Below are 23,008 nucleotides of genomic sequence, written 5' to 3' on the forward strand. Positions count from 1 at the left end.
GACGTCGTTGTCCGGCCAGGGGGTCTGAATCATGAAGCTCGCCAAGGTCGCAACCCTCGCCGCGGGCGCTGCTCGCCGGGCCGCCGACGAAACCTATTACGCAACACTGGCCGTGCGCGCCGGATTGGTGACGCCGGAACGGCCGGATCGGCTGGCCAAGATGGGCGCGGCGGTCTACCGGTTCGGCCTGCTCGGCGCGATCCCGTCGGTCGCCGCCCAGCGTTATCGGGACCGCACGGCACTCATCGATGAAGTGGGCTCGATCACTTTCCGCGAACTCGACGACCGCACCAGCGCGCTGGCCAATGCCTGGCGGGCCCGCGGCCTGCGCGACGGTGAGGTCGTGGCGATCCTCGCCCGCAACCACCGCGGTTTCCACTACGCGGTGTTCGCCGCGGCCAAATGCGGTGCCCGAATCGTGTTGCTGAATACCGATTTCGCGGGCCCGCAGTTGCGCGAGGTGGTCGGCAGGGAGGGGGCCGACCTGCTGGTGTTCGACGAGGAGTACATGGAGGTGCTCGGCGATCTCACCGCGCCGCGCGGCCGCTATCGGGCCTGGGCCGAACAGCCCGGCGTCGACACGCTGGAGAATCTGATCGCGGGCGCCGCTCGATCGACCCCGCGGCGCGCCACCACCACCGCGAAGGTCATCCTGCTGACCAGCGGGACGACCGGCACCCCGAAAGGCGCACCGCGCAGCGAGCCGACCTCGCTGGCTCCGCTCGGCGCGATTCTCGATAAGGTGCCGTTCCGGGCCCGCGAGATCACCGAATGCCCGGCGCCGATGTTCCACACGCTCGGCTTCGCGCACATGTTCATCGCGCTCGGCTTCGGTTCGACGCTGGTGATCCGTCGCCGCTTCGATCCGCAGGTCGTGTTGGACAGCCTGCACCGCCATCGCGCCACCGCACTGGTGGCGGTGCCGGTGATGCTGCAGCGGTTGGTCGATCTCGGCCCGGAAGCTCGTGCGGGACATGACTTTTCCGCATTGCGGATCATCTTCGTCGCTGGCTCGCAGTTGGGTGCGGATCTGTGTACCAAGGTGACCGAGGCGTTCGGTCCGGTCGTCTACAACCTGTACGGCTCCACCGAGGTGGCCTACGCGACCATCGCCACCCCCGCTGACCTGGCGGTCGAGCCGGGATGCGTGGGTAGCCCGGTGTCGAGCGCGATCGTGAAGATCCTCGACGAGCACGGTGCGGAACTGCCCGCGGGGCAGACCGGTCGGATCTTCGTCGGCAACAATTTCCAGTTCGAGGGCTACACCGGCGGCGGCGACAAGGCACGCGTCGGCAACCTGATGTCGACCGGCGACGTCGGCCACTTCGACCGTGCGGGAAGGCTTTTCATCGACGGCCGAGACGACGACATGATCGTCTCCGGCGGCGAGAACGTCTTCCCCAGCGAAGTCGAGGAGCTGCTCTCCGCGCACCCGGCGGTCGCGGAGGTGAGCGCGTTCGGCGTGGACGACGACCGGTACGGGCAACGGTTGCGCGCGGTGATCGTTGTGCGGGAAGGACATTCACTCGGCGAGGACGACGTGCGTGAGCACGTGAAGGCGCACTTGGCGCGCTTCAAGGTCCCGCGCGATGTCCTGTTCATCGATGAGCTGCCACGCAATCCAACAGGCAAGGTGCTCAAACGTGTATTGCGCGAGCTCTGATCGGGGTCGACGCTGCTGCCTGTTGTGCGTGAGTGAGGTGGTCGAGCGTGCTGCGCTGTGCCTGTCGCGCGTGGGCGAAGTCATCGAACGCGTGCTGCGCTGCGCCCGTTGCGCGTGAGCGAAGTGCTCGAACGTGTACACGCAGTGCCTGTTGTGTGTGATCGATGCTCGAAGTCGCACTGCGCGAGCTCTGTTCGAGCCACGTCCGTGGTGCGCGATCAAGGTGTTCGAATCTGTGCCGCGCGAGTTCTGGTCGGGCTCAGTGGGTCTGCCCGTTGCGCGTGAACATGTGGCGCAGGATTCCGCGCGGCGGTCGCAGTGCGGCACGTAGGGGACTGGTCGGTGGGACGCTGATCAGGCCGCCTCGCTGGTGCACGACACAGTCGACTACGGAGTCGGCCACGGCTTCTGGATCCTCGAGCGACCCCGAGGACACGGTGCTGACGGTTACGCCTTTGTCCGCGAGTTCCAGGTCGAGTGCCGCGCCGAGACCGACCACGCCGTGTTTGGTCGCGCAGTACACGGCGACTCCGAGCGCAGCGGGCACCCCGGCCGCGGTACCGATGTTCACGATCTGCCCGTGCCCCTGACTGATGAATCGTTCTGCGGCCAGCCGAGTTCCGATGATCACCGCGCGCAGGTTGATATCGATCTGCAGGTCCGACTCGGCCTCCGATTCCGCCAGGAACGGGCCGGCCGGCATCATGTCGGCGGCATTGACCACGACATCCAAGCCGCCGAGTTTGCGTTCGGCGAAGGTGAGGAAGCTCCCGAAACGGGCACTGTCGGTGACATCGAGCGCCAGCCCGATCACCGTGCCGCCGTGCGAGCGGGCGAGTTGATCGGCGACCGCGCGCACCGCCCCCACATCCACGTCGCCGAGGACGATATCGGCGCCCTCGGCCAGGAACGCCAACGCGGTTTCGCGGCCGATGCCGTGCGCACCCCCGGTGATCGCGATACGTTTGCCAGCGAGTGTCTTCCGAGACATATATTTTCGCCTGCCTTAGTCTCCTTCAAACGCTAGATTGTCGCTAGCGCGCGTTCCATGCGATATCGGGTCAGCACTTTGCGCAATCCGGCCAGGGGCAGGTGTCCATGCTGACTTCGGCCGAGAAGGTTGCGGAGACCGGCCACGCCGAACCGGTCGGACGGTTTGGTTTCCCGGCCCGAACCCCCTTGGGAGAGCGGAACATACGATCTCCGGCCAAAAACCTTGCGCATATCGGCCATAGCAAGCAACGATGGACGCGTGGCCTCATGGGAGTGGCGGCGGTCGGTGACACACGCGGTGATCCTCGTCGAGCTCGGGGAAGATCACGGTCTCACCCAGAATCAGTGCCTGCGTGGCACGGATCTGGATCCTCGGGTGCTGAAGACGCCCGGCGCGGAGATCACGGCCGCGCAGGAACTCGGTATCGTCCGCAACGTCGTCACGCTGCTCGACGACAAGCCGGGCCTCGGCCTGGAAGCGGGCACCCGCACCCACATCACCACCCTCGGCGTGTTCGCCCTCGCCGTGCTCAGCAGTCCGACGATGCGACAGGCCATCGACGTCGCCATGCGGTACTTCAGCCTGATGACCTCGTTCTCTCGCGCCTGGCACGTCTATCGGGGCGAGGAGATCTGGCTCTACGGCGACGACCGCGAGCTGCCCGATGATCTGCGCGGCTTCCTGGCCGAACGCGACGTGTCCGCGCTGCTGACGAACTGGTTCCTGGTGTTCGGCGTGCCGCCGCCGGTGCTGCGCGTCGAGGTCGCGGGTGGACTGCGACCGCGGCTGGCGCCGATCTTCGACCAATTCGAGATCCCGAGCATCGATTCCGCCGAGTTGCAGACCGCGGTCTTCGACGCCACCGGCATCGATGAGCCGATGCCACAGGCCAGCCCGCTCACCGCCCAGCTGTTCGAGGAGCAGTGCGACGATCTGCTGCAGCGTCGCGGCCTGCGGCAGGGCGTGGCCGGTTCGGTGCGGTCGATGCTGATGCATCAGATGAACGGCAGGCTCGGTCAGGAAGACGTCGCGGCCGGGCTGCACATGAGCCTGCGCACCATGCGGCGGCGGTTGGCCGAGGAAGGCACGTCCTACCGTCAGCTCTGCGCCGAAACCTTCGGCACGCTGGCCGAGGAGCTGCTCTCGACCGGCCTGACCGTCGAGGACGTCGCCTACCGGATGGGATATTCGGGCGCGCCGAGCTTTTCGAACGCGTTCAAGCAGTGGCGTGGTGTGTCGCCGGGCCGATTCGCGCGCTCGGCCGTCGACCGGTACCGGCAGACGGTGCCGCACTGAGATTGCGGGCCCGGCGAAAAGGGCGCCCCTGCCGTTATCGGGTGCGAGCATAGAACGGGCAGGTCCACGGTCGCCGCGACGAGAGGTGGTGGGATGTGGCGCAGTTCGTGCAGGAGTACGCCGCATTGCGGTGGTCCGTGGTCGCGGCGTTTCTGATCGCGGGGGCGATCGTGCTCGGACGGTTGGCCGCGCCTGCTCGGCTGGTCGTGGGATCGGATCATGGGTGGCGGCAAGGGGCTTCGACTGCAGGCTCGGTGACGGCCGGGTATCACGAGTCCGACGCCGCGCACCTGATCATGTGCCTGGTGATGCTCGCGATGCTGGTGTTTCCTTCCGGCGCGAACCCGTCGGCCGTGCGCGGCGTCCTCACCGCGATGATCGTGGTCTTCGCGGCCTTGCTGGTGAGTCGAATCTCGGAGTGGCACAGCGCGCCTGACCGGACGCCGGTCGAGCGGCTCGTGCCGCTGGGTTACCACACGGTAACCGCTGCGGCCATGCTGTACGCCCTGTCCGGGCACGCGATGTCGGGTCACCCCGGCGGTCCCGCCGTGATTCCGGCGCTCGGGCTCGCCGCGGTGTTCGCCGCGGACGCGCTGCTCGTTGCCCTCGCGGTCGGCCGTCCGCTCGCCAACACGCCGGGCTACCGGGGCATTCTTCTGCGCTCCGGTGGGTGTGTCGCGGCGCTGACCGGACCGCGAAAGCGGTCGGCGATGGTGCCGCATGTGGTCATGGATCTCGGCACCGCCTACATGTTGATTGCGGCAGTTTCGAATTGACCGGCGTCGCAGACCAATCCGCGCGCCAGCTCATACCGAACCCCTGTCTATGCAGGCAGGGATTCGGCCATGACGGAGCACGGTTTCGCTTCAGCCCATCGGTCCGGCGATCCGGCGCCGGGTGCCGACGATGCGTTACGCCTGTGCCCGCTGCCGAGCGAGCTCGATCGACATCGATCCGCGCTGGCCGGCCGGCGACTCGTCACCTTGCTCGCGGCGACCGGAACGGGGGACCGTGCCGCGTTCACCGAGTTCTACCGGCTCACCAGCTCGCGGGTCTTCGGGCTCGCCGTGCGCATCCTGCGCAGCCACGCCACTGCGGAGGAAGTCACGCAGGAGGTGTACCTCCAGGTGTGGTCGACCGCCGATCACTATGACGCCGCGCTGTCGAGCCCGGTCGGCTGGCTCATGATGCTCGCGCATCGTCGCGCGGTCGACCGGGTGCGCGCGGAAGCCGCCGCCGCGGTTCGCGACCTGACCTATGCCCATTCGCACGGGTGCCGCGATCACGACGTCGTCGCCGAATCGGTGACCCAGCGGATGGAGGAGCGGGAGGTCTTCGGGTGCCTGGACGCGCTCACTGCGACCCAGCGCGAGGCGATCGCCCTCGCCTACTACACCGGACGCACGTACCGTGAAGTCGCGGACCATCTATCGGTGCCGTTACCCACCGTGAAGACCCGCATTCGTGATGGTCTGAAGAGACTGGAGAAATGCTTGTCCGTAGAAGGCGCCGATGGCTGACATTCCCCCGCGGTCCGACGCGGAACTGCTCGACCTGGCGTACCCGTGCGCGTTGGACGCCGTCGGCGATATCGAACGCCGCCATATCGAGGAGCGGCTGGCGAAAGCCGATCCTGCTGTGCAGCAGGCATTCTCGGACACCGTGGAGCGGATGCACGAGGTGATGGCGCGGGTCGCGGCCCTCGATGCCCAGGCGCCGCCGCCGGAACTGGAGGCGCGGATTCTGGCGGCACTGCCCGACGACGGGCGCGCCGACCTTCCGTCCGCGTGGCAGCGGCGGATGCGCTGGGTGGTGCCGGTGGCCGCGGCGGCCTGTCTGGTCATCGGCGGCAGCGTGATCGCCGACCGGATCGGCGACGCGCCACCCGGAGTGCCCGGCGCGGAGCAGGTGCACCGGCAACCGGACGCGCGCACGCTGACCAAGCCGGTCACCGGCGGCGGCACGGTCGTGGTGGAAGTCTCACCGCAGCAACGACTTGCGGTGGTCGCGTTCGATGGAGTGGCCACACCGCCGTCCGGGCGGGTGTATCAGGTGTGGTTGCTGCCGGCCGGTACGGACCCGAAGGCGCGGTCGGCGGGGGTGCTCGACGGATTACCCTCGGCGGCACGGCCTTTCGTGACGGCCTTCGACCCCGGCGAAACACTGGCAGTCAGCATCGAACCCCTCGGCGGTTCCCCGGCCCCAACAACCACTCCGATCACAGGGGTGCCGCTGCCCTGAGCCGTGCACCGATCGGTCCGCCGCGCATAGGTTTGCCTGCCGCGTACGAATCAGCTAGCGATTTCGTGCGCGGCACGACAGTACATGCGCAGCCCGGGGTCGGTGGGAGCTCGTCGCGCTCGGCGGCGGGGTTGCCTGGCGCAGCTGGCCTACGCGGCCGATCGGGTCTTTGCGGTGCGGTCAGATCTCCACTGATTGGTCGGCGACTACGCGGCCGCCGAGGCGGACCCAGCCGTCGGAGTCCCAGGCGGTGAAGAGTTGGGAACCCTTGCCCTGGGTGATCACCAAGCCGCGGCGTAGGAGGGCGGTGATGGCGACGGCTGCGGCGCCCGTTGCCTCGTCCTCGGCGATTCCCAAGGTGGGGGCGAACATTCGAGAGCGAAGGACGCCACGGGTCTCGTCGGTCCAGGCCCAGAAGTAGTGCGGGCCACCGGTGAAGTCGTCGGGGCGCAGGGTGGTCAGTTCGTCGAGGTCGGCGAGCTGGTGGAAGGTGAAGTCGGGGGCCCATTCGCCGCGGGCGGTGATCCAGGTGAGGCCCTCGGACAGCTCGACGGCGACCGGGCCCGCCGGAACGGTCAGCTGCCGCACCGGCTTGCCCTGTTCGGCGAACCACCAGGCGGTGCCTACCGACGGGTGGCCGGCGAACGGCAGTTCGACGGCGGGGGTGTAGATCCGCACGCGCGCGATCTCGTCGACCGGGTCCTCGACCACGACGGTCTCGCTGTATCCGGCTTTCGCCGCGAGGGCCTGTCGGTCGGCTTCGGCCACGTCCGCGGCCCGGGCGATGCCCAGTTCGTTGCCGAATCGGCCTGCGGAATCGGTGAAAACTCGCACCACGTCAAGCTGTGTGCCCATGGTCGCCGAGCCTACTATCCGATGCCGACACCGAACTGTCGCGTAGCCCACACCGGGCGTTTATCGAGTCATTGTCGCTGGTCAGGCGGGTACGAAAGAGGCCGCCGACGGTCCGCTGAGCGGATCCGTCGACGGCCTCGATTCGATTGCTCAGACCTTGGCGGCGGCAAGCGTTTCGGTCGACTCCACGGCCTGGCCGACACCGGCGACGATCGCGGCCGCGCGCAGCGACTCGAAGATCACCTCACGGGACACGCCCGCCTCACGCAGCGTGTGCTCGTGCGCCTCCAGGCAATGCCCGCAGCCGTTGATCGAGGACACCGCGAACGACCACAGCTCGAAATCGGCCTTGTCGACCCCGGGGGTGCCGATGATCTGCATGCGCAGACCGGCCCGCAGGTCGTCGTAGCGTCCGTCGAGGAAGGCCTTGCCCCGGTAGAACACATTGTTCATGCCCATGATCGAGGCGGCGCCGAGCGCGGCGTTGTACGCCTGCTCGGACAGCACGTCCGCAGCCTCCTCGGCAATCTCGCGCAGCGTGGTCGCCGACCGGGTCGCGGCCGCCGACGCAAGCAGGGTGCCCCACAGCTGCTGTTCGTTCAGCACGGTGGTGCGCGCGAGCGATGACAGATTGAGCTTGAGGTCCTTGGCGTACTCGGGGAGGGAGTTCTTCAGGTTCTCAACGCTCATATGTCTCTATCCTCGGGTCATCCCCGCCGGCGCGGGGAGCAGTGAATTCAGGGTCGATCATCTAGTGGCGCAGTGCTTCTGAGGTCAGACGCTCGCCGCGAGCAGTTCGCCCGCGTTGATGGTCGGGTCGCCCTTCTTCCAGTTGCAGGCGCACAGCTCGTCGGACTGCAGTGCGTCGAGCACGCGCAGCACCTCGTCGACGTTGCGGCCGACCGAACCCGCGGTGACCGAGACGAACTGCACCTCGTTGTTCGGGTCGACGATGAAGGTCGCGCGGTCGGCGACGCCGTCGGCGTTGAGAACGCCGGTGGCGGCGGCCAATTCGCGCTTGAGGTCGGACAGGATCGGGAACGGCAGGGTCTTCAGGTCTTCGTGCTGGGCCCGCCACTGGAAGTGCACGAACTCGTTGTCGACCGAGGCGCCGAGCACCTGCGCGTCACGGTCCGCGAATTCCTCGTTGAGCTTGCCGAACGCAGCGATCTCCGTCGGGCACACGAAGGTGAAGTCCTTCGGCCAGAAGAAGACGATCCGCCACTTGCCCGCGTGATCGTCGCTGGTGATCTGGGTGAAGTAATCGTCAGGCTGCTGAGCGTCGACCTTGGACAGATCACCACCGATGACAGCGGTGAGGTTGTATGCCGGGAATTGGTCGCCGATGGTCAGCAAGGCCATGCCTAATCTCCTCGTTCTGGGTGGGTTTGCTAGCACTGTGCAGAAAAGCAGAAAAGCTCCCTTGCGATCTTGCCGAAGGGCTTGTGAAAGGTAAAGGTGATCAGTCGCACTACACTGATAGCCGTGACCGATCAGACTTATCAGCCGACCCTGTCACAGCTGCGTGCGTTCGTGGCGGTCGCGGAATACCGCCACTTCGGCACTGCCGCAGCGCGGCTCAGTGTGAGCCAACCCACGCTATCGCAGGCGCTCGCGGCACTTGAACACGGGCTCGGACTGCAACTGATCGAGCGGAGCACCCGGCGGGTGCTCGTCACCGCGGCGGGCATGCGGTTGCTGCCGAAGGCGATGGCAACGCTCGAGGCCGCGGATCGGTTCGTGGCGTCGGCGACCGGAGACGGGCTCGGGGGCACGTTGCGGATGGGCATCATCCCGACGGTTGCTCCGTATGTGCTGCCGGGTCTTCTTCCCGAGTTACAGAAGAAGTTACCCGCGCTACACCCGCAGGTGATCGAAGATCAGACCGCACGGCTGCTGGACGGGCTGCGCACCGGCGTGCTCGATGTCGCGCTGCTCGCGTTGCCTGCCGAGCTGCCCGGCCTCGTCGAGATCCCTCTGTACACCGAGGAATTCGTGTTGGTGACACCGCGCGGTCACGAGCTGGCCGGCCGCACCGACCTCGCCCCGTCCGTCCTCGACTCGCTGCCCCTGCTGCTACTCGACGAGGGCCACTGCCTGCGCGACCAAACCCTGGACCTGTGCCGCTCCGCCGAGGTCCACCCGGCCGCGGTCGGCGACACCCGCGCCGCCTCGCTGGCGACCGTAGTGCAGTGTGTCGCAGGCGGTCTCGGCGTTACGCTGATCCCGGAGATGGCCGTCGCCTCCGAAACTGCCCGCGGCACACTGGATACCGCCCACTTCGCAACCCCCGCACCGGGTCGCACCATCGGCCTCGCCTACCGCACCTCGACTGCTCGCGCGGAGGATTACGAGTACCTCGCCGCGATCATCCGCAGCAAGCGTCCGGAGTAAGAACTGAAGGTGTTCGGCGCCAGCCGGTTTCGTCATCAGCGTCACTCGCGCAGAGTGCGGATCGATGATGCGAGAGGATAGGCAGATGAACCAGTCGCCGAGCATCAGACGATGGAATGCGGTTGCTGCACAGAACTATTCGCTGTTCGCCTACGGGACTCTCCAGTTCCCGGAGGTGCTGGAGGTCCTGATCGGCCGCGTCCCGCAGCGAGCAACCGCCACCGCGCCGGGCTGGCGGGTCGCGGCCCTACCCGGCCGCGTGTATCCCGGCCTAGTCGCCGAACCGAACGCCCTAGCCCGCGGCGTCCTCCTCAGCGGTCTCACCGCGGGGGAGTGGGAGATCCTCGACGCCTTCGAAGACGATGAATACGACCTACGCCCGATCCAGCTGGCCGACTCGGCGGACCCAGCCTGGACCTACGTATGGACTGCCCCTGTCGCCCAAGAAGATTGGCGCCCCGACCACTTCGCCATCCACCATCTCCCACACTTCATCACCCACTCCGCCGAATGGCGGCATCGGTTAAAGATGTGGTCCGATCGACAGAACGGTGATCACTGACACCGATTCGCCGTCGCGTTCGACGTCCGGTCCGTACATCCAGTAGATGCGCCATGCGCCCGGCGTGTGGTTCTCGATGTAGGAGTCCCAGATCTTTTCCTTCTCCAAGCCTGGAAAGTTTTGGTAGCGATGGGAATTCAGACCGGGATAGAGCGGGTCCGTCTGCAGTAGGCCCAGCGCTTTGTGAACCTTTCTGAGTTTGGTTGCCGTGTTCGGCCTTTCGGCCAGTGTGTGCAAGGCATCGGCGGCAGCGCGCGCGAAGCGCAGTTCATCTGCCACCGGTCAGGCCTTGTCCTCGGGGTCGGTGGCGAACTGCGTGAAGTCGCCGAGGTCGACCGTGTCGCCGGACTCGGCGTCTTGCACGCCCTGTCGGATCTCCGCGGCGAGGTGCGGGTTTTCCCACACCGTCATTTCGCGTTCCAGAATCGAGACCACTGGCACCAAAACCACCACCCCGTCGCTGTTGATGCGTATCTGATATCGGCGGCCGGGGCGTGCGCCCGCGCGCCCCAATGCGACGCGCCCGCGGGAATCGGCCTCGCTTTCACCGACGATCTCGAAGCGGCTCAGATCCAAACCCGACATTGTCATCGCATTACCTCCGCGCCCATCATGTCACCAAGTGTGCATGTGGGCAATACCCACTTGATGTCGATCGGTCCGATTGGCGTTTGTAGACGACCGGTCGTATATTCGGGGTATGGCGCGACCGCGACGGAGTGGGGACACTCGGCAGCTTTTGGTGGAGGAGGGGGCTGCTGGGTTTTTGGCGAATGGGTATCACGGGACCGGGATCAAGCAGGTCTTGGACAAGGTGGGGGTGCCCAAGGGGTCGTTCTATAACTACTTTGATAGCAAAGAGAGTTTTGGGCGGGCGGTGATCGAGCATCATTCGTTGTGTGTGCAGCGGAATTTGAGTGAGGCGTTCGGGGCGGCGGCGGATCCGGTCAGTGGGTTGCGGGCGTTTTTCGGGCGGCTGATGGAGGACTTCGTCGAGGCGGAGTTCACCGGCGGGTGCTTGATCGCGAATCTGGGTGGGGAGCTCGAAGGTAGTGAGCTGCTTCGGGAGTCGCTGTCGAGTGCGTGGGGGATGTGGCGTGATCGAGTGGCCGAGCAACTGCGGGAAGCGCAGGGGCTGGGGATGATTCGGCGGGATATCGACGCGGTCGATTTGGCGGATCTGTTGCTCGAATCGTGGGAGGGGGCGGTGATCCGGATGAAGATCGATCGGACGTTGACGCCGCTGAACAAGTGTTTGGACCGTTTGCTGGGGGACTACTTCCTGCCCTGACGTTGGGCTTTCTTGAAAGGGTCGTCTTGCATACCTATTCCAAGACGACCGGTCGTATCAATCAGAAGGAGTGCAGATGACGAAGACGGTGATCGTGACCGGATCCTCCAGTGGGATCGGGCGCGATATTGCCCGGGCGTTTGTGGCGCGCGGGGACAAGGTAGTGCTCAACGGCCGGGATCCGGGCAAGCTGGCCGACGTGGCCGCGGAACTGGGTGCACCTGAGCAGGTTGCCACCTTCGCGGGCGATATCGGTTCTCCCGCAACGGGTTCCGAGCTGGTGCGGGCGGCGATCGAGCGATTCGGTGGTGTCGATGTGCTGGTGAACAACGCCGGCATCTTCGGTGCCAAGCCGTTCGTGGACGTCACCGAGGAGGATCTCGACAGCTACTTGAACGGCAACCTGAAAGGCACGTACTTCACCACGCAAGCCGTGGTGCGGCAGCTGAAGCAGCAAGGAACCGGCGGCAGCATCGTGAATATCGGCACGGTACTCATCAACCACGCCCTGGCCGGGCTCCCTGCCTCCGCCGCGCTGGTCAGCAAGGGTGGCGTGCACGCGCTGACCACAAGCCTCGCCGCAGAACTCGCGGCCGACGGAATCCGGGTCAACGCGGTAGCGCCCGGCATCATCCGCACCCCGCTGTTCGGCGACGGCGACGAAACCGCCTCCGGCCGACTGGCTTTGCTGAACCGCATCGGCGAGGTCTCCGAAACCACCGCCGCAGTCCTGTATCTCGCCGACGCCGAGTTCACCACCGGCCACATCTTCCCCGTCGACGGCGGCTTCATCGCAGGCCGGGCTGCCTGATGCCCTACGTCAACATCAAGGTCACCAACGAAGGCGTCACCCGCGACCAAAAGGCCCGGCTGATCAAAGGCGTCACCGACCTACTCCAGGACGTCCTCGACAAGGACCCGGCAACCACCTTCGTAGTCATCGACGAGATCGACCTCACCAACTGGGGCGTCGGCGGCCTCAACGTCGAGGACTACCGCAACCACTCCTAACCGAACATGTACGCGCCCAACACCTCCCCGTTAGCCGCAACACCGACGACTTGACGTAGGAAGCATCCTCTTGACGTAGGTTGCAGCCTGCGTCAGGTGTATGCAACGTACGTCAAGTCGAAAACGGCACCGGCTCCCACGTGAAAACACTTGGGAGCCGGTGGTGTTCGGAGGTTCTATACGCGCAGGGCGTACGGTTCGATCGCGCCGCGCACGAGGGCTCGGGCGTCGACGGTTTCGGGGCGGTAGGGGAGGGTGGTCAGGCGGTCGGTCATGGCCTGGACCGGGTCGTCGATGCGCTCGTTCGTGCCGAACAGGAATGTCCATTCGTGTTCGTCGCTGCCGTACTGCACCACGGTGTCGAACTGGTCGTGGAAGCGGTTCCAGGAACGCTTCAACGTTTCGTTGCGCCACATGGTCGCACAGCCTGCCTGGGCGCTGAGTACGCCGCCGGGGGCGAGCAGGGCCCGACATCGGGACAGGAACTCGGACTCGTAGAGGCGGTTGTGCTGCGCGTCTTCGACTCGCTCGTCGGGCAGGTCGATCACGATGACGTCGTAGCGGGTGCCCGCCTCGGCGGCCTTGGCGAGGAAGTCCCAGCCGTCGGCGTAGTGCACCTTGACCGGGCCCTCGCCGCGGACGGCGGCGGCCAGCTCGTCGCTGGTGTAGCCGTAGGGCAGGTGCTCGGCGCACAGCTCGACCTCGAGCTGATCGATGTCGACGTGGTCCACCAGCGTCGCGCCTGCGGCGACCGACATCTGACTGGCCACGCCCTCACCGGAACCGATGATGAGCACCTTGTGCAGCTTCTCGGCCAGCACGAAGGCGGGGACCATCATCGCCTCGTGGTAGGTCACCTGGGAGAACTCCGTGGACTGACGATCGTCGTCGGAGAACAGGCTGATGCCCTGCTCGGTGCGCGCGATCACCATGTGCTGGAACGGCGTATTGGTGTCCACGATGACCTCGTGCAGGTCCCAGATGCGGGTCAGGCCCGCGCCCACCGGTTCCTCGATCCGCTGGGGGTCGGCAGTCGGCGTTGCCGACGGGGTGGGTGAATACCGCGAGCCGTGCCCGCGGCGGATGACCTGCATTCGAACATCCTTGGGAGACAATCTATCTCGTAGGAGTTCGACAGCTTTCGACGCACCGGCGCCGATACTGCCGCAGGTGAAAACGTCGACAAAGATGTCGCCGGACTCCGGATAGGTGTGAATCGAGGCGTGAGACTCCGACAACAGCGCGAGGACAGTCACCCCCTGCGGATCGAACTTCTTGTGTACGACATCGCAGATGGTGACGCCCGCCGCGATCAAAGACTCACGCAACGCCGATTCGAGTCGTTCGAGGTCGTCGCAAAGGGTCGCGTCGACACCACCGAACTCGGCCAGCACGTGCCAGCCGGTGAAATCCGCCGTCATGGGCATACTCACTCTCGCCTAAGGGGATGGCAGCCGGCGAAGCCGGCGGGGCGGGTGGGTTCAGCGCCCGAGACATGAACGGTCAAGGGCGGAAAACCATTGAAGGACACCGACGAATAACTCGCGGTATAGGCGCCGGTGTCGAGGATCTGGATGCGATCACCGGCTCGCAACGTGGTCGGTAGGAGGACACGCGTGCGTTGATACAGTACATCGTCTCCGTCGCAGGTAGGACCAGCCACCACTGCCTCGTCGACAGGGTCACCGTCCCGATCCGTGACGAATCGATAGGCGATGTACTCGTTCTCGGTCTCGGCCATGCCGTTGTAGCGGCCGATGTCGAGATACACCCAGCGCCGGGCGTCCGGCGCGATGCGCACGCCGACAACTTCGGCGTGGATGATGCCCGCGGAACCGACCAGCGCGCGGCCGGGTTCGACCACCAATCCGGCGGTCTCGGGCAGGAATTCGGCCGCGGCGGCGTTGACCACCGCCGCGATCTCGGCGAGGGCGGGCGCGGGATCGGCGTACGCGATCGGCAGTCCGCCACCGATATTCACGGATCGGACGTGAATATCCTTGTCGGCCAACGCTTCCACGATGCGTCCCGCCTGCTCGACGCCGATCCGCCAGGCATCCGGATCGAGCTGCTGGGACCCGACGTGGAAGTACGGTCCCGCGACGATCAACCCGAGGTCACGGGCCCGCACCAGCAGCCGGAACGCCTCGCCCGGCGTGCAGCCGAACTTGGTGCCGAACGGGGTGCGCGACTCGGGAGCCGAAGCGAGGAAACGGCATTCGACCTCCGAGCCCGGCGCGTGCTCCACGATGCGCAGCAGATCGTCCTCGGTGTCGAAGGCGAAGCGGCGCACGCCGAGCGCGTAGGCGCGGGCGATGTCGGCGGCCTTCTTGATCGGGTTGCCGTAGCAGAGCGTGTCGGGTTCGACGCCGAGCGCGAGGCACAGCTCGATCTCGCCGATGCTGGCGACATCGAACTCGGCGCCTTCCTCGTCGAGTGCGCGGATGATCTCCGGCACCGGACTTGCCTTGACCGCGAAGCGAATCCTTGCCGCGGGCATGGCGGCATGGAGCGCGTGGAAGTTCGCACGCACTCGCTCGGGATAGATGACAAGAAACGGTGATTCGGGCATAGTTGATCTTTCGCTTGGCAGCAGCGGAGAGAGTATCAGCGGCCCCTACCCAGAAACGAATCCGTGAAACCTCGTGCCGGTGGCACCTCAGCGAACCACCCGTAAACGGGCGCGAGATAGCCGCTGACCTGTATGGATTCTGTAGTGATTCGGGTGGGCCGGGCGGTGCGCCTCAGCCTGCGGAGACCGTGATTTCGTCGAAGACGACCTCACCCGCGGCGTCGGACTCGGCCAGGTCCACCACGCCGACGATCGACCAGCCGTGGTCGCCCGCCGGGTCGTCGAGGACCTGACGCACCTGCCAGAAACCGGGTCTTCGTTCGATCTGGAACAGTTGCGGTCCGCGCGCGTCCTGGCCGATGCCGATGCGCTCGTATTCCTCGAAATACGGGGCCAGGTCGGTCTCCCAGTCCGGCCCGGTGCCCATGTCGGCCAGCACATCCCAGCGCCGCAGCGAGGCCAGCTCGACCCGGCGGAACATGGTGTTGCGGATCATCACCCGGAACGCGCGCTCGTTGGCGGAGATCGGGCGCACCGTCTCGGCGCCGAAGGCGAGCTGGTCGGTGTCGATCTCCGCGCCGGGGTTGGTGAGCTGCTCCCATTCGTCGAGCAGGCTCGAGTCGACCTGGCGGACCAGTTCGCCGAGCCACTCGGTGATGTCGTCGAGTTCCTCGGTGCGCGCGGCATCGGGCACGGTGCGGCGCAGCGCGCGGTAGGCGTCGGCGAGATAGCGCAGCACCACGCCCTCGGAGCGGGCCAGCTCGTAGAACGAGATCAGCTCCGCGAAGGTCATCGATCGGTCGATCATGTCGCGCACCACCGACTTGGGTGACGGCGCGAATTCCGACACCCACGGGTGCCCGGCGCGGTAGGTCTCGAAGGCGGGCTCGATGAGCTCGGCCAGGGGTTTGGGCCAGGTGACCTCTTCGAGCAGCTCCATCCGCTCGTCGTACTCGATGCCGTCGGCCTTCATCTCGTTGATCGCCACACCGCGCGCCTTGTGCTGCTGAGCCATCAGCAGCTGGCGCGGATCCTCGAGCGTCGATTCGATGAGGGACACCACATCGAGGGTATAGCCGGGCGCGTCTTTGTCCAGCAGGTCGAAGGCGGCCAGTGCGAACGGCGACAGCGGCTGGTCGAGGGCGAAGTCGCGTTGCAGGTCGACGGTGAGGCGGGCGCGGCGGCCCTGCGCGTCGGGTTCGTCGAGCTGCTGGACCACGCCCGCGTCGCGCAGCGCGCGGTAGAGGCGGATGGCGCGCAGGATGTGTTTGCGCTGGGCCGGGCGCGGCTCGTGGTTGTCCTCGAGCAGGTGGCGCATGGCGTCGAAACAGTTGCCTGGACGGGCAATCACGTTGAGCAGCATGGAGTTCGTCACGCTGAAGCGCGACACCATCGGTTCCGGCTGGGCGGCGACGAGGCGGTCGAAGGTCTCCTCGCTCCACGAGACGAAACCCTCGGGTGGCTTGCGGCGCACCACCTTTCGCTGTTTCTTCGGGTCGTCGCCCGCCTTGGCGAGCAGGCGGGTGTTCTCGACTTCGTGCTCGGGAGCTTGCACGACGACGGTGCCCATGGTGTCGTAACCCGCACGACCCGCGCGGCCCGAAATCTGATGGAACTCACGGGCTTTCAGCCTGCGGGTGCGCACGCCGTCGTACTTGGTCAGGCCGGTGAGCAGCACGGTGCGGATGGGCACGTTGATGCCGACGCCGAGGGTGTCGGTGCCGCAGACCACCTTCAGCAGACCCTCTTGCGCGAGGCGTTCGACCAGGCGACGGTACTTCGGCAGCATGCCCGCGTGATGCACGCCGATGCCGTGCCGGATCAGCCGGGACAGCGTTTTGCCGAAACCGGAGGCGAAGCGGAATTCGCCCAATGCCGTGGCAATGGCGTCCTTTTCGGCGCGAGTGGCGAAATTCACGCTGGTCAGCGCCTGGGCGCGTTCGAGCGCGGCGGCCTGGGTGAAATGCACCACGTAGACCGGGGCCTGATGGGTGGTGACGAGTTCTTCCAGGGTTTCGGTGATGGGGGTGCGCGCATAGGAGAAGGTCAGCGGGACCGGGCGTTCGGTGCCCGCGACGATGGCCGACGGGCGGCCGGTGCGGCGCTGCATGTCCTCGGCGAAGAAGTCGACCTCGCCGAGGGTGGCCGACATCAGCAAGAACTGGGCGCTGGACAGTTCCAGCAGCGGAACCTGCCAGGCCCAGCCGCGATCGGGGTCGGCGTAGAAGTGGAATTCGTCCATCACGACCTGGCCGACGTCGGCGGCCGAGCCCTCGCGCAGGGCGAGGTTCGCCAGGATTTCCGCGGTGGCGCAGATGATCGGCGCGTCCGCGTTGACGGCGGCGTCGCCGGTGACCATGCCGACCTTGTCCGCGCCGAAGACCTCGCACAGGGCGAAGAACTTCTCGCTGACCAGCGCCTTGATCGGCGCGGTGTAGTAGGTGCGTTTGCCCTGGGCGAGGGCGATGAGATGCGCGCCGACCGCGACCAGTGACTTACCGGAACCCGTTGGCGTCGCCAAGATCACGTTGGATCCGGACGCCAATTCGAGCAGCGCCTCGTCCTGCGCCGGATACAGCGGGGTGCCCTGCTCGGCCGCCCACGCCCCGAAGGACTCGTAGAGGGCGTCGGCGTCGGTTCCCGGTATCTCCAGCAGCTCGGTCAGATCCACTCCGAACACCCTACGGGCTGGCGCCCGCAGGGTTGTTACCGCTGCTCTTCCGGCCCGGGACCGGTCTCCCCCTCGTAGCCACCCTGCTCGGCGAGGAAGCGTTCGAATTCGGCGCCGAGCTCGTCGCCGCTGGGCAGTTCGCCGTCACCGACGAGCAGGCTCGACTGGCGTTCCTGCGCGCTGACGAAGCTGTCGTACTGGCGTTCCAGGGCGTGCACGACGGTCTCCACCTCGGAGTTTCCGGCGATGTGCTCGTTGACCTGTTCGCGGACCCTGGCCGCAGCCTCGCCGAGCGCGGCGAGCGGGAGATCCAGGCCCGCGTTGTCGGCGACGTTTTCCAGCAGGGTCTGCGCGGCCTCGGGGTACGCGGTCTGCGCCAAGTAGTGCGGCACGTGCACCGAGAAGCCGACCGACTCCTGACCGTGTTGGGCCATCCGGTATTCCAGCAGCGACGAGGCGCTGCCGGGCACCTGCAGTTCGCCGGGCCAGCGCTGGTGCTCGGCGATGAGGTCGCGGTCGGAGGAATGCGCGGTCACGCCCAGCGGGCGGGTGTGCGGAATCGCCATCGGGATGGCGCTGAGGCCGATGCTGCGGCGCACGCCGAGCTGTTCGGCGAGCAGGCGCACCGCGGTGGTGAACTTCTCCCAGCGCAGGTCCGGTTCGATGCCCGCGAGTAGCAGGAACGGGGTGCCCGCCGTGTCGCGCAGGGCCCAGAGGTTGAGCTCGGGCTCGGCGTACTCGGAGAAGTGATCGGTCTTGAACGTCATGAGCGGACGGCGCGAGCGGTAGTCCAGCAGCTCGTCGACGTCGAAGGAAGCGACCAGCTCGCTTTCCAGACTCTCGCGCAGGTGCGTCGTGGCCAGCCGCACCGCATGCCCGGCATCGGTGAAGCCCTCCAGTCCGTGCACCAGGACCGGACCCGCGCCGTCGTCGGACGACAGCTGTGGAGCGGGAAACTCCAGTTCGTACATTCGCGACTCGTGGTCCATCGCGTGCTCCTTCCTGCGCGGTTCCGCCGGCCCGGGTGATGCTCGGTCTTCGACACCGAAGTCATTCGAGACGAGCAGCGTCCGAGACGGGGACCAACGTCCATTGTCCCCCATGTGGGTGACTGCCACCGCGCACGGCCGGACACCGACCCATACGACGAGGCAACAGCGTCGGCGCCCCGCGCATTCCCGGTGCGGCGGCGTGGCATCGCGGGCGGGCAGGGGGAGTTTGGCACAGTGGGGTGGGTGACTGTGGCGGATTCGACGGGCAAAGGGGCGGGCTTCGCCGTGTCCGCGGCGTGTGTCGTGCTGCTCGCCGGGTGCGCGTCGACCGTGGACGGTCATCCGGTCGCGGGGGAACAGACCGTGGTCACACGGCATGTGGATGGGGCGTTGTCGGCGTTGCTGGTGCAACCTTCGCAGTTTCCGGGGAAATATCCGGCGGTGGTGTTGCCCGCCGAGGCGGCGGCGCAGGCGGCAGGGGATTTGACCGGGGTCGGGCGGAGTGCGCGGGTGCAGCCGGAGAATTGTGTGCCGCCCGCGCAGCAGTTCGGGGCGGACAAGACGGCGATCGCCGTCGGTACCGATGATGCGAGTCGGGCGACGATCACGGTGGAATTGACGCGGACCGAGCAGCCGCTCGCTGTGCTGCGTAACCAGCTGAAACAGTGTGGCTCGGTGCGGGTGAGCAAGGGGCCCGCGATGACGACTGTGGCGACCGAGCTCGAGGCGGCGCCGCCGATCGATGCGGACGACACGTTGGCGTTGCGGCGGACGGTGACGCCGGACGTCGGCGGAGCCGGGTTGACGCAGACGATGCGGACGTTGGCCGGACAAGTCGGGGATGTGCGAATCACTGTGACGTATATGTCTTTTTCCGATGCCAAGCCGGATATGACCGCGGTGGATGAGCTGTTCACGACGGCGGTGCAGCGGGTCGAGAAGGGGTAGTGGGCGCGGCACGGTAGCAGGTCGCGCGGACAGTCGAGCGGTAGCGGCTGGGCCATGAAGCTGATTTGTCCACAGGCACTGAGAATTCCCCAGGGCGGCTGAATCGCCAGGTCAACGCGGCAGGCTCGGTGGTATCGCCGGGCAGTCTCGACGCCATGACCACTCCCGCGAACCCTCATCCCTCCGGTAATGCCGACGCACAGGCCGATTCCACACCCGACGCCCGCGCCCAGGACGAGCTCTTCTGTTCCCGCCCATCGCTGCTCAGGGGCAAAAGCCCTTCCCGCGCACCGGTGAGCCTGGCCGCCGCCATGCGGTCGTGCGAGTTCCTTCGTCTGGGTGATCAGTTGGGGCCCGATAGTTCAGCGCCGCAGGAAGATTCGGCGCAACTGGGTCGGACGGCGTCGTCGGACGACACGGTGCGAGACAGTGCAATGTGGTCGGATGCCGCAGCAGATCAGGTTGAGATAGGGCCGGACCAAACTGTGCAGCGGGGCAATACAGTGCGCTCGAAGGGCGCGGCGCGGCCTAATGGCATCGCACAGCTGGAAGATCGGGCGCTGCCGGACGACATGGTGCGGCCGGACAAAGCGGCGCAGCTGGGTAATTCAGCGCGTTCGAAGGGTCCTGTGCGGCCTGATGAGATCGCGCAGTTGGCAGGCCGGGCGCTGTCGGACGACACGGCGCGGTCAGACGATACGGCGCTGCCGGATCGCGCGGCGTGGCTGGACGACGCAGAGGGGCTGGACGATACAACGCTGCCGGGTGGTGTGGTGCGGCCCAAGGACATCGCGGAGTCGGATGACATCGAGCAGCTGTGCGACAGCGAGCTGATCGCGGACATCGACTCGTGCGACGCAACTGAGGTTCGCGACGACGACGGTGAGCGATTCGGCGATTCGGCGAGTGCGGATGTCGGCGTCGTACCTGACAGCGGCGAGTTCAGGGTCGATGATCGCGGCCGCACCCTGGTCTTTGCCGATCAGGCGCCGCCGTTCGATGCGGAGGTGCCGGATTGTGCTGTGTGCGTGGAGGAACCGGGGGAGATCATTGCGGCGGTGCCGGCGATGATCGGGTTTCCGCCGGAGCGGTCGCTGGTGGTGTTGGTGTTGCGGTCCGCGCCGGGGCGCAATGGTGGGGCGATCATCGATGCGGTGGTGCGGTTCGATCTGGAGCAGGAGGGTGGTCGGCGCAGGCTGCGGGCAGGGATGGTGGCGCAGTGCATTCTGCAGATCTGTGCGCATGACGATGTGGCCGAGGTGCTGGTGGTCGTGGTCGATGATCGGGCCGTGGAGCCGGAACGGCGCAGTGTAGAGGTCGGGGAATGGTGCGGCAGTGGGCGATTCGAGGTGCTGGTCGACTCGCTGGAGCGGCGGCTCGCCGCGCACGACATCGATCTGGCCGGGGCTTGGGCGGTGCCCGCGATCGAGCCGGAGCAGCAGTGGTGGAGTTTGGTGGGCCCGGATCGGCGTGGGGCAGTGCCAGATCCGGCCACTTCGGCGGTGGCGCTGTCGCATGTGCTCGACGGTCGCCAGATTCGCGGCTCCCGCGCGGAGTTGACGGCGCTGGTGGCCGAGGACGTCGAGGTGCGGGATCAGGTGGCGGCGATACTGCACAGCGCACTGTCGGTGGCCCGCGATCGTTACGCACGGGCAGTCCGGCGCGGTGATCCGAGCGACTACAGCAGGCAAGCCCTCGACTACGTGCTGTGGCAGATCGCGAACACCGAATCCGGCGTGCAACTCATGGTCCCCGAGCTCGCGGAACTCGCTGCCGCACTGCGTGACCGGGCGGTCCGCGACGCCATGTTCGCCCTCGCCGTCGGCGACCACGCCGTTGCGGCCGAAGGCCTGTGGGCCGCCCTCACCCGCGCCCTGACCGGCCGCGATCGCGCCGAGGCCGCAGCTCTGCTCGGCTACAGCGCCTACGTCCGAGGCGACGGACCGCTCGCGGGCATCGCCCTCGAAGCCGCGATGGACGCCGACCCGGACCACCCGATGGCGGCATTGCTGGAAACGGCATTGATGATCGGCATGCGCCCCGACCAACTGCGCCGCCTGGCCCGCAGCGGCTATGACACCGCGGCAGACCTGGGCATCGACCTCGGCTCGCCCGCACCGTGAAGTCCAGTCCGAGACTAGGTTTGCGACCGGCTTCCCGCCGTCACTGTGGGCCGTATGTGCACAGCGAGTTCTCGTATCGGGCGGTGTGATGCAGCATGTGCAAGCGTCAGTGCGCAATCCTCTTGCGTCGCACCGGGAGCACCCTCTTTCGCGAGGAGTCGCGCCGACTCAGCGGGATCAGCGCTCGTTGTGACCAATCGTGTTCAGCGCCAACTAAGTCTGAAGCAGAGATGGCCGGGGCAGCGCAGCGTTCGAGGAATGCCGTGCGACAGGGTGGGCGATGGGAGTCTCAACGAGAGCTGTGCTCGGCGGCGACTAACGCCGCTAGAGCCGACGGAGGGGCCGGATATATAGCCGGGGCGGCACGGCGTGGAAGCCGTGCCGCCCCGGTGAACACGAAGGGGAGAGACCTCAGCGGGCGCTGTGCGCGCGGGGGCCGAGGGACTGGAGGAAATCCCAGGCGTCGGAGACTATTTCGTCGAGGTCGTTGTGTTCGGGGTGCCAGCCCAGGTCGGCGATGGCGCGGGCGCTGGAGGCGATGAGGGTGGCCGGGTCGCCGGGGCGGCGCGGGGCGTCCTGGGCGGTGATGGGGAGGCCGGTGACGCGTTCGCAGGACGAGATCACCTCGCGGACCGAGAATCCGGTGCCGCTGCCGAGGTTGTAGACGCGGTGCGTGCCCGCCTCGGAGGTGGACAGGGCCAGCAGGTGGGCCTGGGCGAGGTCGCGGATGTGGATGTAGTCGCGGACCGCGGTGCCGTCCGGGGTCGGCCAGTCGGTGCCGAACACCGAGATGGCCTTGCGGTGCCCGAGCGCGACCTGCAGTACGAGCGGGATGAGATGTGTTTCCACCACCCGGTTTTCGCCGAGGCCACCGTAGGCGCCGGCGACATTGAAGTAGCGCAGGCTGGTCGCCGCCAGCCCGTGCGCGATCGAGTAGGAGGTGATGGCGTGATCTATGGCGAGTTTCGACGCACCGTACGGGTTGGTCGGCCGGGTCGGCGCGTCCTCGGTGATCGGCACCTGTTCCGGTTCGCCGTACACGGCGGCGGTGGAGGAGAACACCAGTCGCGGCGTGCCCGCGTGGCGCATCGCCTCGAGCAGCTCGAAGGTCTTCACCACGTTGCCGTGCCAGTACTTCTCCGGCTGCTGCACCGACTCACCGACCAGCGACTGCGCGGCGAAATGCAGGACACCGTCGAAGGTTTCGGCGGCCAGCAGCGCGGTCGCGGCCTGCGCGATGTCGCCCTCGACGAAGCGGGCGGCGGACGGGACGCCGTCCGCGTTGCCGGTGGACAGGTCGTCGACAACGACAACCTCATGACCCTCTTCGAGCAGCACCTGGGCGCAGACGCCGCCTACGTATCCGGCGCCACCCGTGACGAGAAGTTTCACGCG

The 23,008-nt window shown here is 66.9% G+C and carries 23 protein-coding genes and 1 pseudogene; 13 read left to right on the top strand and 11 right to left on the bottom strand.

Annotated elements, in window-relative coordinates; genetic code table 11:
• Nucleotides 1-31: 31 nt before the first annotated feature.
• A complete protein-coding gene (locus tag ACIBK2_RS11345) occupies nt 32-1,663 on the top strand; it encodes an acyl-CoA synthetase (protein ID WP_396966109.1) in 1,632 nt (543 codons plus the stop codon).
• 259 nt (nt 1,664-1,922) lie between these two features.
• Here the strand turns inward: ACIBK2_RS11345 and ACIBK2_RS11350 are convergent, their stop codons facing one another.
• Entirely contained in the window at nt 1,923-2,654 is a 732-nt protein-coding gene (locus tag ACIBK2_RS11350; RefSeq protein WP_396966111.1) for an SDR family NAD(P)-dependent oxidoreductase, read from the bottom strand.
• Nucleotides 2,655-2,915: 261 nt separating this feature from the next.
• Here ACIBK2_RS11350 and ACIBK2_RS11355 point away from each other — a divergent pair, with 261 nt between their 5' ends.
• The 4 genes from ACIBK2_RS11355 to ACIBK2_RS11370 all read left to right on the top strand — a co-directional run bounded on the left by ACIBK2_RS11355 (nt 2,916) and on the right by ACIBK2_RS11370 (nt 6,194).
• Complete coding sequence (locus ACIBK2_RS11355; RefSeq protein ID WP_396966113.1) at nt 2,916-3,953, top strand: AraC family transcriptional regulator ligand-binding domain-containing protein; 1,038 nt, start codon at nt 2,916-2,918, stop codon at nt 3,951-3,953.
• A gap of 95 nt (nt 3,954-4,048) precedes the next feature.
• Entirely contained in the window at nt 4,049-4,729 is a 681-nt protein-coding gene (locus ACIBK2_RS11360) for a DUF5134 domain-containing protein (protein WP_396966115.1), read from the top strand.
• A 69-nt stretch (nt 4,730-4,798) separates the two neighbouring features.
• A complete protein-coding gene (gene sigK / locus ACIBK2_RS11365; protein ID WP_396966117.1) occupies nt 4,799-5,473 on the top strand; it encodes an ECF RNA polymerase sigma factor SigK in 675 nt (224 codons plus the stop codon).
• Nucleotides 5,466-6,194 (top strand): anti-sigma factor domain-containing protein, encoded by a 729-nt coding sequence (locus ACIBK2_RS11370; protein ID WP_396966119.1) that lies wholly within the window; start codon nt 5,466-5,468, stop codon nt 6,192-6,194. Before sigK ends, ACIBK2_RS11370 begins: the two co-directional genes overlap by 8 nt.
• A 180-nt stretch (nt 6,195-6,374) precedes the next feature.
• On the opposite strand, the gene ACIBK2_RS11375 is transcribed toward ACIBK2_RS11370, so the two are convergent.
• The 3 genes from ACIBK2_RS11375 to ACIBK2_RS11385 all read right to left on the bottom strand — a co-directional run bounded on the left by ACIBK2_RS11375 (nt 6,375) and on the right by ACIBK2_RS11385 (nt 8,411).
• On the bottom strand, nt 6,375-7,049 hold the full coding sequence (locus ACIBK2_RS11375; protein WP_379283820.1) for a PhzF family phenazine biosynthesis protein: 675 nt from the start codon (nt 7,047-7,049) through the stop codon (nt 6,375-6,377).
• Nucleotides 7,050-7,199: 150 nt separating this feature from the next.
• A complete protein-coding gene (locus tag ACIBK2_RS11380) occupies nt 7,200-7,739 on the bottom strand; it encodes a carboxymuconolactone decarboxylase family protein (protein WP_357378915.1) in 540 nt (179 codons plus the stop codon).
• Between the two features lie 84 nt (nt 7,740-7,823).
• On the bottom strand, nt 7,824-8,411 hold the full coding sequence (locus ACIBK2_RS11385) for a peroxiredoxin (RefSeq protein WP_107658151.1): 588 nt from the start codon (nt 8,409-8,411) through the stop codon (nt 7,824-7,826).
• 123 nt (nt 8,412-8,534) lie between these two features.
• On the opposite strand from ACIBK2_RS11385, the gene ACIBK2_RS11390 reads away from it, so the two are divergent.
• Together ACIBK2_RS11390 and ACIBK2_RS11395 are read left to right on the top strand one after the other, a co-directional pair.
• Complete coding sequence (locus ACIBK2_RS11390; RefSeq protein WP_396966122.1) at nt 8,535-9,443, top strand: hydrogen peroxide-inducible genes activator; 909 nt, start codon at nt 8,535-8,537, stop codon at nt 9,441-9,443.
• An 85-nt stretch (nt 9,444-9,528) separates the two neighbouring features.
• Nucleotides 9,529-10,005 (top strand): gamma-glutamylcyclotransferase family protein, encoded by a 477-nt coding sequence (locus tag ACIBK2_RS11395; protein ID WP_396966124.1) that lies wholly within the window; start codon nt 9,529-9,531, stop codon nt 10,003-10,005.
• On the opposite strand, the gene ACIBK2_RS11400 is transcribed toward ACIBK2_RS11395, so the two are convergent.
• Together ACIBK2_RS11400 and ACIBK2_RS11405 are read right to left on the bottom strand one after the other, a co-directional pair.
• Nucleotides 9,967-10,284 carry a hypothetical protein gene (locus tag ACIBK2_RS11400; RefSeq protein WP_396966126.1) on the bottom strand — a complete coding sequence of 106 codons (318 nt, stop codon included), beginning with the start codon at nt 10,282-10,284 and terminating at the stop codon, nt 9,967-9,969. The genes ACIBK2_RS11395 and ACIBK2_RS11400 overlap by 39 nt on opposite strands.
• Nucleotides 10,285-10,287: 3 nt before the next feature.
• Entirely contained in the window at nt 10,288-10,596 is a 309-nt protein-coding gene (locus ACIBK2_RS11405) for a hypothetical protein (protein ID WP_396966128.1), read from the bottom strand.
• Nucleotides 10,597-10,705: 109 nt separating this feature from the next.
• Between ACIBK2_RS11405 and ACIBK2_RS11410 the strand changes: the two are divergent.
• From ACIBK2_RS11410 to ACIBK2_RS11425, 4 genes and pseudogenes are all read left to right on the top strand, one after another.
• A pseudogene (locus tag ACIBK2_RS11410) lies at nt 10,706-10,861 on the top strand (TetR/AcrR family transcriptional regulator); the annotation flags it as partial.
• Nucleotides 10,862-10,918: 57 nt separating this feature from the next.
• The gene (locus ACIBK2_RS11415) at nt 10,919-11,296 is read left to right on the top strand and encodes a TetR family transcriptional regulator C-terminal domain-containing protein (protein ID WP_396967188.1); all 378 of its coding nucleotides are present in this window, start codon (nt 10,919-10,921) and stop codon (nt 11,294-11,296) included.
• Nucleotides 11,297-11,372: 76 nt separating this feature from the next.
• The gene (locus tag ACIBK2_RS11420) at nt 11,373-12,107 is read left to right on the top strand and encodes an SDR family NAD(P)-dependent oxidoreductase (protein WP_396966130.1); all 735 of its coding nucleotides are present in this window, start codon (nt 11,373-11,375) and stop codon (nt 12,105-12,107) included.
• Nucleotides 12,107-12,307: a 4-oxalocrotonate tautomerase family protein gene (locus ACIBK2_RS11425; RefSeq protein WP_396966132.1), complete on the top strand. Its 201-nt coding sequence runs from the start codon at nt 12,107-12,109 to the stop codon at nt 12,305-12,307. Before ACIBK2_RS11420 ends, ACIBK2_RS11425 begins: the two co-directional genes overlap by 1 nt.
• 176 nt (nt 12,308-12,483) lie before the next feature.
• Here ACIBK2_RS11425 and speD read toward each other — a convergent pair whose 3' ends face one another.
• From speD to ACIBK2_RS11445, 4 genes are all read right to left on the bottom strand, one after another.
• Nucleotides 12,484-13,728, bottom strand: a complete 1,245-nt coding sequence (gene speD, locus ACIBK2_RS11430; protein WP_396966134.1) for an adenosylmethionine decarboxylase — start codon at nt 13,726-13,728, stop codon at nt 12,484-12,486.
• Nucleotides 13,729-13,736: 8 nt separating this feature from the next.
• Nucleotides 13,737-14,879: a type III PLP-dependent enzyme gene (locus tag ACIBK2_RS11435; RefSeq protein WP_396966136.1), complete on the bottom strand. Its 1,143-nt coding sequence runs from the start codon at nt 14,877-14,879 to the stop codon at nt 13,737-13,739.
• 172 nt (nt 14,880-15,051) lie between these two features.
• Nucleotides 15,052-17,550 (bottom strand): DEAD/DEAH box helicase, encoded by a 2,499-nt coding sequence (locus ACIBK2_RS11440; RefSeq protein ID WP_396966138.1) that lies wholly within the window; start codon nt 17,548-17,550, stop codon nt 15,052-15,054.
• 35 nt (nt 17,551-17,585) lie between these two features.
• The gene (locus ACIBK2_RS11445) at nt 17,586-18,539 is read right to left on the bottom strand and encodes a PAC2 family protein (RefSeq protein WP_357378934.1); all 954 of its coding nucleotides are present in this window, start codon (nt 18,537-18,539) and stop codon (nt 17,586-17,588) included.
• A 246-nt stretch (nt 18,540-18,785) separates the two neighbouring features.
• On the opposite strand from ACIBK2_RS11445, the gene ACIBK2_RS11450 reads away from it, so the two are divergent.
• Both ACIBK2_RS11450 and ACIBK2_RS11455 read left to right on the top strand, forming a co-directional pair.
• Nucleotides 18,786-19,490 (top strand): sensor domain-containing protein, encoded by a 705-nt coding sequence (locus ACIBK2_RS11450; RefSeq protein WP_396966141.1) that lies wholly within the window; start codon nt 18,786-18,788, stop codon nt 19,488-19,490.
• A gap of 503 nt (nt 19,491-19,993) precedes the next feature.
• The gene (locus ACIBK2_RS11455; RefSeq protein ID WP_396966143.1) at nt 19,994-21,613 is read left to right on the top strand and encodes a DUF4192 domain-containing protein; all 1,620 of its coding nucleotides are present in this window, start codon (nt 19,994-19,996) and stop codon (nt 21,611-21,613) included.
• Nucleotides 21,614-22,024: 411 nt separating this feature from the next.
• Here the strand turns inward: ACIBK2_RS11455 and galE are convergent, their stop codons facing one another.
• Entirely contained in the window at nt 22,025-23,005 is a 981-nt protein-coding gene (galE, locus tag ACIBK2_RS11460) for a UDP-glucose 4-epimerase GalE (RefSeq protein ID WP_396966145.1), read from the bottom strand.
• Nucleotides 23,006-23,008: the final 3 nt, after the last annotated feature.

The organism is Nocardia sp. NPDC050175 (genome assembly GCF_044459885.1).
Lineage (GTDB): Bacteria > Actinomycetota > Actinomycetes > Mycobacteriales > Mycobacteriaceae > Nocardia.